Origin of the sequence: Actinomyces sp. oral taxon 181, from assembly GCF_018370895.1 — a bacterium.
Taxonomy (GTDB): Bacteria; Actinomycetota; Actinomycetes; order Actinomycetales; family Actinomycetaceae; genus Pauljensenia.
This window is the reverse complement of sequence record NZ_JAGYZL010000017.1, coordinates 19789-31768: the sequence shown is the minus strand read 5'-3', so window position 1 is coordinate 31768 and position 11980 is coordinate 19789. Positions and strand designations below refer to the sequence as shown.

Below are 11980 nucleotides of genomic sequence, written 5' to 3'. Positions count from 1 at the left end.
GTCGTTTTGAGCGTTCTGATCGTGATTTCCGTTCTTCTGAGTATGGAGATCGTCGCCAGGGTGGTGAGCGTTCTGGCCGCTTTGATCGTGATTCGCGTGGTTTCTCTCGTGATCGTCGTGATGGTCAGCGTTCGGATCGTCGTTTTGACCGTAATGAACGTGGTGATCAGCGCGGAGGACGTAATTTCCGTGATACCCAGCGTTCGAGCGCGCCGCGTTCGCGTGATGAATACACCGCTCCCAATGGCGACGAACCTACGATTCCCGCAGGCGTTTCTGCTGAAGAACTTGATAAAGATGCGCTTCGCGCACTTTCCACGCTTTCAGGAATCAATCGCGATATCGTCGCGCGCCACCTTGTGATGGCGGGCCAACTGATCGACCTTGATCCTGAGCTTGCTTACAAGCACGCAAAGGCTGCAGCATCGCGCGCGGGACGTGTCGACGTTGTTCGCGAGGCCTCGGCCCTTACTGCTTACGCAGCAGGCTACTATGAGGAAGCACTGCGCGAGGTTCGCGCTATGCGACGCCTCCGTGGTGATCTTTCTTTGCGCGCCATTGAAGCAGACTGTGAACGTGGATTGGGACGCCCCGAGCGAGCCATCGAAATTATCGACCAGACTGATACCTCCCAGCTTGATCTTGCAGAACAAGTCGAACTAGTGCTTGTTTCCTCCGGTGCGCGTGCCGATCTGGGACAAAACGAAGTTGGCCTTGTCATCGTTGACGATGCGATCGCAACGCTCGGCTCGGATGCAGATCCTGAATTCCTTCGCCGTCTTATGTCAGTCAAGGCAGATCGTCTTCGTGAACTCGGACGTGAAGAAGAAGCAGCCCAGGTGGAGGCTGAAATTCCAGAAGAGGAAGAGGACCCGGATATCGTTGATGTGGGCCTCTTTGCAGATGCCGATGTGGATGATCGTCGCTCACCTCTGAAGGGCTCGAAGGGTGCTCTGTACACCAACTTTGATGCAGCCCTTTTGGACCTGGATGGCACTGCGTACGCAGGCAAGCTTCCAATCGAACACGCGGCACAGGCAGCCGAAGAAGCTCGTGAAGCAGGTCTGAAGATTGGTTTTGTCACCAATAACGCTTCACGCACCCCAGCAATGATTGCTGCCCAGCTTGATGAGCTTGGGTTCAAGGCACAGCCATCTGACATTATGACCTCTGCCATGGATGTCATTGCAGTGATGAGCGAACACCTTGAAGAGGGTGCCTCAGTCTACGTTGTTGGTGGAGAGGGACTGCGGCAGGCACTTCGCGAGGCCGGTTATGTCTTGGTTGAGAGTGCAGACGATCAGCCTGCAGCAGTCGTTCAAGGCTTTGATGCTTCGGTTACTTGGGCCCAGCTTACTGAGGCTGCTTTTGCCTTGGAACGCGGTGCTCAGTTCTTTGCAACCAACTTGGATGCCACCCTTCCACAGGAGCGCGGATTCGCACTGGGCAATGGTGCATTAGTACGCGCAGTCAGCTATGCAACACGCAAGCGGCCGATTGCTGCGGGTAAGCCGGAACCTGGAATCTACCAGCGTGGCGCAGAACTGATCGAGAGTCAAAATCCGATCGCAGTCGGTGACCGACTTGAAACCGATATTCTCGGCGCGGTTGCTGCAGGTATTCCTGCACTCCACGTGCTCACCGGCGTTCACGATGCTCGAGCAGTGATTTGTGCACCTCGCGGACAGCGTCCAAGCTACCTCGCATTGGATATGCGCGGACTACTTGAAGAGCATCCTTCGCCCAAGCACCATGCTGATGGAACGTGGACTTGCGGTATTTCTCAGGTTGCACGCCTGCGTCGTGATGGACACTTGACCCTTGATGACGTCGAGTTGCGAGAAGGAGCCGTCATCAGTATGGACTCTTACCGCGCTCTTGCAGCAGCTGCATGGGATTCACCCTCAGAGATTGAGATTGTCTGCCCGACTTTGGCGGTGGTACCAAATGACGATCCTTCGGCTTACTTCGAAGCTCTCGATGAGCCTGTTGAGGAATCCGAAGAAGGTGTCATTTCCGAAGAGAATGTCTCAGGTGTGGCTGAAACCCTAGAGTTCCTCCCCGGTGAAGAAGACCTCCAAGAGCTTCTGGCTCAGACCAGTGATCTTGACGGAGAGGACGACTGATCGTGTCCTTAGAGGCAAGCGAGGTGGGCGGCTCATCATTGCCTGATAACTTTGATGAGCTTCCCGTCGCGCAGCAGATCGAACTGCTTCGACAGCTCGATCAAGGCCTTCGTGGTGAACTAGAAGGACGCCTAAGCTGATGAAATTACGGCGTATCGATTCTGAGCTTGTTCGGCGCAAGATGGTCCGTTCGCGTTCTCATGCGCAAGAACTCATTGCCCAGCGACGGGTTCTTCTTGACGGGCAGGTTGTTGAAAAACCTGCTCGTCAAATGGATCCGGCCCAGGCATTGGTGATTACTCAGGGCGATGATCCCGATTATGTCTCTCGCGGAGCTTTTAAGCTTGCGGGTGCCTTGGACGCATTGGGTGAACACGCGCCGATTGTCCAGGGGCGTCGATGCATGGATGCTGGAGCATCTACTGGCGGTTTTACTGATGTGCTTCTTCGTCGGGGCGCAGCCAGCGTTGTCGCTGTCGATGTCGGTTATGGTCAACTGGCATGGCGTCTTCAGAGTGATCCGCGAGTCGAAGTTATGGATCGAACCAATGTGCGCCTAATGAAGGCAGGCGATATCCTCCCAGCCCCAGGGCTGGTTGTTGGGGATCTCTCCTTCATTTCTTTGACACTCGTTCTTCCGGCTCTCGTGAGCGTTGCCGCCGCCGATGCTGACTTCCTCTTAATGGTCAAACCGCAGTTTGAGATTGGAAAAGAGCGTTTGGGTAGCGGTGGGGTCGTGCGGAACCTTGATCATCACTGCGAGACTATTACTCAGGTAATCGACTGCGCACGAGGCCTCGGCTTGGGGATTGCCGCTGTTCAAGCATCTCCGCTTCCCGGTCCATCCGGAAACGTCGAGTATTTTGTTTCCATGCGTGCAAACCATCCTGAGGCCCTTGAGGATTCTCAGATCCCTGAATCGATTCAAAAAGCCATTGATGAGGGGCCTGCAGGACGCGGTGCTGGCACTCACTTGCACAAGAATGCATAGGGAGAGGGGTATTCATGAAAAGAATTCTCATGGTTCGGCACGTTCAACGCCCTGCTGCTATTGCCGCAACTGAAGTTGCAGTGCGTGAGCTCACGCAACTTGGAATTGAAGTTATTGGTGAAGATGAGGCAGAGAACCTCCCCAATGATCATGGGCCTGATCTGGTCCTAGCGATGGGTGGAGATGGCACCATCCTTGCGGCTGCTGAATCAGCTCGTCGCTTCAATATTCCCCTGCTCGGGATCAATGCTGGCCACATGGGTTTCCTAGCCGAGGCCTCGCCGGAGTCAATTCCCACTCTGATGCATCGCCTTGCGCTGGGGGAGTACCACGAGGAAAAACGCTCAACTTTGGATATTTCCATCAAACTCCCCGGTGAAAATCTCATCACCGATTGGGCGCTTAATGATGCGGTTGTGAAGCACACCGATCCCGCCCACCCTGTACACCTTGTATTGGTAGTCGATGGCCAGGACGTTTCAACATATGGTGCAGATGGAATGATCCTCGCGACACCCACGGGGTCGACCGCCTATTCTTTCTCCGCCGGTGGTCCGGTTGTGTGGCCCGATACGGAAGCTGTTGTGATTTCTCCGATTGCGGCGCATGGGCTTTTCACTCGACCGCTCGTTGTGGGTCCCGGGTCGACGATTGAAGTTGTGATTAATGAAGAGCATTGGAGTGCTCCTGAAGTCTGGTGCGATGGCCTCCGTCGAACGATTGCACCTGCCGGCACCTCAGTAGTCGCACGAGTATCACAAAATCCAGTGCGCCTGGTTCGAATGGAGCATACTCCTTTCGCTGAGCGTCTGGTGACGAAGTTTAACTTGCCTGTCCGTGGATGGAGGACCCCGGAAGGAAACGCCAAGTGATCGAGTCTTTGGATATCGAGAACCTGGGAGTTATTGAAAGCTCTCATGTCGATTTCGCTCCACGTTTTACCGTGCTGACCGGGGAGACAGGTGCGGGCAAGACTATGGTTCTTACTTCCCTTAACTTGCTTTTAGGGGGACGAGCCGACCCCCAGATCGTTCGTCAAAGCAGCGACGAAAATGCCTCTGATCGTGGAAGTGTTGACGGGGTTTTTTCGGTTCCGCGCACTCTTGCCGACGAACTGGAAGAGATGGGCGCACAGCTCGATGACGACCTCCTATATGTTTCGAGGACAATTCCGAGAAACGGACGATCGCGTGCTGCCCTCGGAGGACGCGCGATGCCGGCTGCTGCTCTCTCGAGGATCGTTGGTTCCCTTGTCACTATTCATGGTCAATCAGATCAGCTTCGTCTTCGTTCGACGAGTGCTCAACGAGAGGCTCTGGATTCCTACGGTGGAGACGAACACCAGAATCTGATCAATGAGTACAGCGCGGCGTGGAAGAAAGCCGTCGATCTTAGCTCGCGTTTGCGTGAACTGAGGCGTTCTTCGAGTGAGCGACAGGAAGAGATTTCTGAGCTTTCGAGCGCGTTGGCACTTTTTGATTCTCTCAAGCCTCAAGAAGGCGAAGAAGAAGAGATCCTTTCAAAGATTCAGCGCCTGACTAACACGGAAGATCTCCGCCGTCATGTTGGCACTGCTGTTGAGTTCCTTGATGGAGATGAAGATACCGATGGCATCCTCGATTTGATTGGTCGCGCTCTTGATTCGCTTCGGATGGGGGCGCGTGTGGACCATGCACTTGCCTCTATCGGACAGCGCTTTAAGCAGTCCTCAATGGAACTGGCCAGTGTCCGTGATGATCTAGCACACTACCTCTCAACTGTTGAAGCCGATCCCGAGGCTTTGGCTGCGTTGCACTCCCGCCGCTCCTCCCTACGTCAACTCATGGAGGGAAGAGCAAGTGATATTCCCTCACTTCTCGAGTGGGAGAAGAATGCGCGTTCACGCCTTGAAGCACTAACTGCACAACACGACAGTCCAGAGGTTGTGGAGAAGGAGCTTGAGAAAGCTCAAACACAGGTGCTCGTAGCTGGTGAAGCGCTGGCTCAGTCGCGCCGGCGATTGGCAGAAGAACTCAGTTCAAAGGTGACACATGAACTTCACTCTCTTTCGATGCCTGATGCGTCTTTTAGTGTCGATTGGGAGGAACACACTCCGCAGTCTCACGGCCTTGAAGACCCCGTGATGCTTCTCCAGCCGCATCCGCAAGCGCCACCCCGTCCCCTAGGTGTGGGTGCCTCCGGAGGTGAACTCTCTCGCGTCATGCTTGCTTTAGAGGTGATATTGGGGGAGTCTGACAGTGATGTCACCTTTATCTTTGATGAGGTTGACTCGGGAATTGGCGGGAAAACGGCAGTGGAGGTTGGGGCTCGTCTTGCTCGGCTTGCTGAGCATCATCAAGTTATTGTCGTGACTCACCTCGCGCAGGTTGCTGCTTATGCTGATCACCATCTCTATATCGAGAAAATGGATGGCCGAACCTCAATCCGTGTGCTTGAGGGTGAAGAACGTGCCGCTGAGCTTGCACGCATGATGAGTGGGGATGCACACTCTGAGGCGGCGCGCCGACATGCTTATGAGCTCCTAGGCCAGGACATGCCACAATCGAAGGCGTGACGGAAGAAAAATCAGGATTTTCAGGTAGCGATGCTACCTCGATTGAGGGACGTGTATGGATTGCCAGAGACCTACACCAGAAGGTTCCTCAGGTCGACAACGGTGATTTTTTACTGATTGAGGATAACGATCTCACTCAGGCAGACGCTGAGCTTCTTATTGAAAGCGGCGCACGAGTTGTGATTAATGCACAGCTTTCGGTGACCGGTCGTGTTCGAAGCCGCGGACCCCAGGCACTTCTTGACGCAGGCATTGTACTGATTGATGATTGCGGACCAGATGTGTGGGCCCTCAAAGACGGCGACACGGTGAGGATCGTTGGTTCTGAAATTCAAAGTAAGGGGAAGCGAATCGCGCAGGGGAACCGATACGATTCGCACTCTCCGCTAGAGGATGAGCTTCCCGATGCCGATCAGACTCTCTCTGACCAACTACAGGCTTTTGAAGCATCCACTGCCACATTCCTAGAAAATGAAGGCGCTGCGGTTCTTCACGGCGAAGGCTATCCGAAGCTATCGACCAAGATTGCGGGTCAGCAGGTTCTTCTCGTTTGTGATTCCCCTCGATCCAGCCAGCAATTGAAAGATCTTCGTCAGTGGATTCGCGACACGCAGCCCATCGTCGTCGCGGTTGAGGGTGGTGCACTTCGCGCGCGGCGTGCGCATCTAAAGCCGGCAATCATTGTCGGTGATATGACTGAAGTACCGGATAGGATCTTGCGCAGCGGCGCAGAAATTGTTCTTCCGCGTGCTCACGATGGTGATCAAGGGCGTGAGCGTCTCAATCGTATGGGCGTCGACTATCACCAGGTCGATCTCACCGCAGCAGCAGTTGATGTGGCGATCAGTGTATTGAGCTTTATGGATCCGGCCGCGATTGTTGTTGCGGGAGATGCACGCGAGCTTGAGGACTATCTTGAGCTTTCGCGTTCGGTCGTCACCCCGGCGTTCTTGATTCGTTTGCGAGCCGGTGATCTTTTGATTCCAGCTCGGGCTGTCAGTGCTACTTATCGAAGCCGTATACGCGCTGCTTCGCTCTTCCTCTTGTCATGCGTTCTTCTGATCTCAATGGGTGTTGCGCTCTGGTCAACTCCTTGGGGACATGACCTATTTACCGGAGTGTGGGATTGGGTTTCGCACCTGTGGTCCCCAACGAATTCAGCAACCTCTGAGCTAGCCAACTGGGCTGGCGCACTCACTGCATAAGGAAGATATCTCATGGTGAATTTTCGCTATCACATTGTTTCTTTGACCGCGGTGTTTGTTGCGCTGTGCTTAGGCGTTGTCCTCGGTGCGGGACCGCTTCAGTCGCGAATTTCTTCAGGCTTGGCATCAAAGACCACCACGGCCTCGTCAAACGAGGCACTTGCCCAGGCGCAGAACAACGGCAAGATCGAAGCGCGTGCTGTTTCTGAACTCGCACAGAGTCGACTCAATGGTTCTCTCAACGGGGTTTCGGTTGCGCTAGTGACCGTGCCGGGGACAGATGCTGCGGATGTTGACTCAATGCGTCAAACCCTCGGACAGGCTGGCGCGCAAGTTTCGGGCGAGGCAGAGCTAACGAATACGTGGCTGAGCGCTGATTCTGCGACTTTCCGTAGTACCTTGTCGACGCCTCTTGCTTCGCACTTGAGTGGTTTGCCAGCAGATGCAGGCGCTGAGGCAGTGATTGCTCAGGCAATCGTGTCTTCATTGACTCAATCTGGATCCGAGCCTGATCTTGTTAAGCAAATCCTTACGGGTGGAGACACCCCCGTTATGAAGATTTCCAAAGATCCTCAGGGTGGCGCTCAGGCAATCATCGTCATTGGTCCCAGAGCAAACGCGATGTCTGCGAATGAGACCTCGGCCGCCGCTCCTTTGGCTTCGCAAGCATCATGGGAAGGCTTGGCGAAGATGATTGGCAATGCGCCGGTTGGTGGCGTAATTTTTGGCGATGCGTCAAGTGACCGTTCCACCATTAGTGCCCTACGCAATGCAAACGTTGCGGCAACGACCGTCGATCAGGTTGGAACGACACAGGGGACAATTTCTGCAGTCTTGGCCCTTAAGGATGCCCACGCGAGTGCCCGTTCCTTCGGTGTCGGTAGCGGCGCGACCTCAGTTTTCCCTCCTGCTTAGTGAGAGACAATAGAGTCGTGACTGAATTTCAAGATGAGCATGTCCCTGTTCGCTTAGTGTCGTCTCAGACCGTTTTCAAAGGAAAAGTCTTTGACATCCAACGTGATGAGCTGACTCTTACCCACTCTGAACAACCCATTGTTCGTGAATACATGGCGCATCCTGGTGCAGTGGTTATCGTTGCGCTGCGCGGTGACGAGGGTAATGAGGAAATTCTTCTGGAACGTCAGTATCGTCATCCGGTCCGCGCAAAACTGTGGGAAGTGCCCGCCGGGCTCCTTGATATTCCGGGTGAAGACCCGCTGATTGGAGCTCAGAGAGAATTGGCTGAAGAAGCTGATTTGACAGCGCAACACTGGGACGTTCTTCTCGATATCTTCAATTCTCCGGGGTGTTCGTCTGAATCAATTCGAATCTTCCTTGCACGAGGCCTGGAGTCGACAGGTCAAACTTTTGACCGCGAGGATGAAGAAGCTGATTTTGAATACCAGTGGGTGAGGCTTGATGATGCCGTAACCGCGGCACTTGATGGGCGCCTGCATAATGCGTCAACTGTGTCTGCTGTTCTTGCAACAGATGCGGCGCGTCGTCGCGGTTGGAAGCTTCGTAGCCTCTCATCTGAATGGCTACGCTGACTGAAGGACCTTGGACCTAAGACTTGTGATGCGAGTCGCGCTAATCGAGCAGTATTTCGCAACGAAAATGTTTCATAAAGAGCGTATGCTTTTCATGAGATTGAACAGTCGTGAATGTAATTCGCTTGGAGGGCAGCGTGGAGAGCAGTGATGCGCGCACCCGGCAGCAGGTACGTGACCTTGTTGTTGAGAAGGGGCCGGTAACCGCCTCGACAATTGCGCGCATTCTCGGACTGACGACCGCCGCGGTGCGTCGTCATCTCACCATCTTGCTTTCCGATAACGAAATTGCCGAGCACGAACCGGGACAGGTTGGACGACGCGGGCGCGGACGTCCCGCGCGACACTATGTTGCCACTGCTCGGGCGCACGAAAAACTCGCTGAAAGTTACTCAGACCTCGCCTCGAAAGCCCTTGGCTACCTTGGGCAAGTTGGTGGGGGAGAAGCGATTGATTCTTTTGCTGCAGCTCGCTCTCGAGAAATCGAAAGGCGTTATACGGCTACGGTCCGTGAGGCGGGTAGTGACCCGAGGCTGCGTGCACAAGCTCTCGCAGATGCGCTTACTGCAGATGGCTATGCAGCAACGGTTCGCGATATTGGTCGCGGTGGCTATGCTGTCCAGCTCTGTCAGGGGCATTGCCCAATTAGGCAGGTTGCAGGGGACTTCCCACAGCTGTGTGAAGCCGAGACTGCTGCGTTTTCGCGACTGCTCAATGTTCACGTTCAACGACTTGCAACACTTGCGGGTGGGGAACACGTGTGCACAACCAATATTCCGGTTTCTGCACCTGTCATCTCTCCCGCCGCGCGAGCTGCTCTTCGCAAGTAGCAGCGCATTACTAAAATAACCGAATTGACGAGGAAAAATATGACCCAGTCACCACCGGTCACCGACGCAACTACTCAGATGAGTGACGATGAGATTATCAGCTCCATCGGCGCATATGAGTACGGGTGGCACGATAACGATGACTATTCGAAAGATGTCCCCCTTGGTATTAACGAGTCGGTTGTCCGTTTTATCTCTGATGTAAAGGACGAACCGCAGTGGATGCGCGAACGGCGTTTGAAGGCGCTTGAATTATTCGAGCGTAAGCCAATGCCGACGTGGGGTCCTGATCTTTCGGGTGTCGATTTCGATGCCTTTAAGTACTATGTGCGCCCGACTGATCGTCAGGTGAATGACTGGGAAGACCTTCCCGAAGAAATTCGTGATACCTACGATCGTCTGGGTATTCCCGAGGCTGAGAAGAACCGCCTGGTTTCTGGCGTTGCTGCTCAGTATGAATCCGAGGTCGTCTACCAGCAGATCCAAGATGACTTGGAGAAGCAGGGTGTGATCTTCACTGACACCGACACTGGTTTGCGCGAGCATCCGGAGATTTTCGAAGAGTACTTCGGTAAATGCGTTCCGGCTGGAGACAACAAGTTTTCTGCTCTGAATACCGCAGCATGGTCTGGTGGTTCCTTCGTTTACGTCCCGCCGGGCGTACACGTGAACATTCCTCTTCAGGCCTATTTCCGTATCAACACCCAGGCAATGGGACAGTTTGAGCGTACCCTGATTATTGCTGATGAAGGTTCCTACGTTCACTACGTTGAAGGCTGTACCGCTCCTATTTACGATGAGAACTCTCTGCACTCCGGTGTCATTGAGATCTTTGTGAAGAAGGATGCGCGTGTTCGTTACACCACCGTGCAGAACTGGTCGACAAACGTGCTGAACCTTGTGACTCAACGTGCAATGGTCGATGAGGGCGGCACAATGGAATGGGTTGACGGCAATATGGGTGCTGCCATCACGATGAAGTACCCTGCGTGCTTCCTCATGGGTGAGCATGCTCGCGGTGAAACTCTCTCCATTGGTTTCGCTGGCCCGGGACAGCAGCAGGACACCGGTGCAAAGATGGTTCACATGGCACCCCACACTTCTTCTTCGATCGTGTCGAAGTCGGTGTCTCGTGGTGGTGGCCGCACGTCCTACCGCGGTCTTGTTCAGATCAATGCACGTGCCCGTCACTCGAAGTCCAACGTGCTCTGTGACGCGCTTCTTGTGGACAAGGTATCGCGTACTGATACCTATCCCTACGTCGATGTCCGTACCGATGACGTCGAAATGGGACACGAAGCTACTGTTTCTAAGGTTTCCGCCGATCAGCTTTTCTATTTGATGAGCCGTGGTCTGGATGAGAACGAGGCGATGGCGACAATCGTCCGAGGCTTTGTCGAGCCGATCGCTAAGGAACTCCCCATGGAATATGCCCTTGAATTGAACCGACTCATTGAGTTGCAGATGGAAGGATCTGTTGGCTGATGACGACCCAAGAGACCGCTGCCCGTCCGCATTCTCACGGAGCGGGAGCACCCGTAGCACATTCATCCCGAGGCGATCGTCCCACTTCTTTCTCTCTTGAAGAGATTCCTGCGCCTCATGGGCGCGAAGAAGATTGGCGTTTTACTCCGCTTCGTCGAATTGAGAAACTCTTTGATCCGGGCTTCTTTGAGTCACAGCCCCTGGGCTTGCAGGTGAACGCACCTGCTGAAGTGACTGTTGAAGAGGTCGGGCGCGATGATTCGCGTCTGGGAACTGTTCTCGCTCCTGGCGACCGCACGTCGGTTGTTGCGTGGAATGCTTTCACCCGGGCACAAATCGTCACTGTTCCTCCACGTACCGAGGTCACTGACCCCGTCATGATTGATATTGACGGTGACGAGCATGCCCGTGTTCAGCACCTGCTTGTCAGTGTTGGAAGCCAATCTGCCGCAACCGTTGTTATTAATCACCGAGGCGGCGGCGAAGGTGCGCTGAACCAGACCGTTGAGATTGAGGCGGGTGACGCCTCGGATCTGACAATCGTCTCAATTCAGGAATGGGACGACACCTACGTACACGCGTCGAATCACCGCATTGCGATTGGTCGTGACGCTAAGGTTCGTCACATTGTGGTGAGCCTTGGTGGTGACCTCGTACGTATCTGCTCTGATACTGACTATCGCGGTCCCGGCGGCGAATTGACCATGCTCGGCCTGTACTTCGTTGACTCTGGTCAGCACCTTGAGCACCGAGTGTTCGTTGACCACTCGCAGCCCAATTGCTACTCCCGCGTGACATACAAGGGTGCACTTCAAGGGAAGGACGCACACTCAGTGTGGATTGGGGACTGCCTGATCCGTGAAGCTGCCGATGGAACCGATACCTACGAGCTCAACCGTAACCTTGTGCTGAGTGAAGGAGCGAAGGCCGACTCCGTTCCTAACCTCGAAATCGAGAACGGTGAAATCGTCGGTGCTGGACATGCATCCGCAACCGGACGCTTTGATGATGAACAGCTCTTCTACCTGATGAGCCGCGGCATCGACGAAGCTGATGCACGTCGTTTGGTCGTTCGTGGATTCTTCGCCGAACTTATTGAACAAATCGGCGTTCCGCAGGTTCAAGAACACCTGATGAACGCAATTGAAAAGGAACTGGAACGCGCCGCTCTTGGCGCCTGAGGCTACACGACAGTAGGACGACAACTACAGTGCGGCGTCTAGCGCCGAAGAGGAGAAA

The 11980-nt window shown here is 54.4% G+C and carries 11 protein-coding genes; all 11 read left to right on the top strand.

Going from position 1 to position 11980, the window contains the following annotated elements:
* Positions 1-2126 (top strand): HAD-IIA family hydrolase (locus tag KHW85_RS07745; protein ID WP_291459464.1); only part of this gene is annotated, 2126 nt, incomplete at its 5' end.
* A gap of 2 nt (positions 2127-2128) precedes the next feature.
* Positions 2129-2266 (top strand): hypothetical protein, encoded by a 138-nt coding sequence (locus tag KHW85_RS07740; protein WP_291459463.1) that lies wholly within the window; start codon positions 2129-2131, stop codon positions 2264-2266.
* Positions 2266-3117, top strand: a complete 852-nt coding sequence (locus KHW85_RS07735; RefSeq protein WP_291459462.1) for a TlyA family RNA methyltransferase — start codon at positions 2266-2268, stop codon at positions 3115-3117. Before KHW85_RS07740 ends, KHW85_RS07735 begins: the two co-directional genes overlap by 1 nt.
* A gap of 14 nt (positions 3118-3131) precedes the next feature.
* Positions 3132-3989 carry an NAD kinase gene (locus KHW85_RS07730; protein ID WP_291459461.1) on the top strand — a complete coding sequence of 286 codons (858 nt, stop codon included), beginning with the start codon at positions 3132-3134 and terminating at the stop codon, positions 3987-3989.
* Positions 3986-5671: a DNA repair protein RecN gene (recN, locus tag KHW85_RS07725; RefSeq protein ID WP_291459460.1), complete on the top strand. Its 1686-nt coding sequence runs from the start codon at positions 3986-3988 to the stop codon at positions 5669-5671. The genes KHW85_RS07730 and recN overlap by 4 nt, the downstream gene beginning before the upstream one ends.
* The gene (gene steA, locus KHW85_RS07720; RefSeq protein WP_291459459.1) at positions 5668-6876 is read left to right on the top strand and encodes a putative cytokinetic ring protein SteA; all 1209 of its coding nucleotides are present in this window, start codon (positions 5668-5670) and stop codon (positions 6874-6876) included. Before recN ends, steA begins: the two co-directional genes overlap by 4 nt.
* Before the next feature lie 12 nt (positions 6877-6888).
* On the top strand, positions 6889-7791 hold the full coding sequence (locus tag KHW85_RS07715; RefSeq protein WP_291459458.1) for a copper transporter: 903 nt from the start codon (positions 6889-6891) through the stop codon (positions 7789-7791).
* Between the two features lie 17 nt (positions 7792-7808).
* Entirely contained in the window at positions 7809-8426 is a 618-nt protein-coding gene (locus KHW85_RS07710) for an NUDIX hydrolase (protein ID WP_291459457.1), read from the top strand.
* Between the two features lie 137 nt (positions 8427-8563).
* On the top strand, positions 8564-9256 hold the full coding sequence (locus tag KHW85_RS07705; RefSeq protein WP_291459456.1) for an HTH domain-containing protein: 693 nt from the start codon (positions 8564-8566) through the stop codon (positions 9254-9256).
* A gap of 39 nt (positions 9257-9295) precedes the next feature.
* Positions 9296-10741, top strand: coding sequence for a Fe-S cluster assembly protein SufB (gene sufB, locus KHW85_RS07700; RefSeq protein ID WP_009409520.1), 1446 nt, complete (start codon positions 9296-9298; stop codon positions 10739-10741).
* Positions 10741-11922 (top strand): Fe-S cluster assembly protein SufD, encoded by a 1182-nt coding sequence (gene sufD, locus KHW85_RS07695; protein ID WP_291459455.1) that lies wholly within the window; start codon positions 10741-10743, stop codon positions 11920-11922. The genes sufB and sufD overlap by 1 nt, the downstream gene beginning before the upstream one ends.
* The last annotated feature ends 58 nt before the right edge of the window (positions 11923-11980 follow it).

Coding starts and splice junctions, on each gene's coding strand:
- KHW85_RS07730 (WP_291459461.1), top strand. CDS start 3,132: ATGAAAAGAATTCTCATGGTTCGGCACGTTCAACGCCCTGCTGCTATT.
- KHW85_RS07715 (WP_291459458.1), top strand. CDS start 6,889: ATGGTGAATTTTCGCTATCACATTGTTTCTTTGACCGCGGTGTTTGTT.
- sufD (WP_291459455.1), top strand. CDS start 10,741: ATGACGACCCAAGAGACCGCTGCCCGTCCGCATTCTCACGGAGCGGGA.
- KHW85_RS07735 (WP_291459462.1), top strand. CDS start 2,266: ATGAAATTACGGCGTATCGATTCTGAGCTTGTTCGGCGCAAGATGGTC.
- sufB (WP_009409520.1), top strand. CDS start 9,296: ATGACCCAGTCACCACCGGTCACCGACGCAACTACTCAGATGAGTGAC.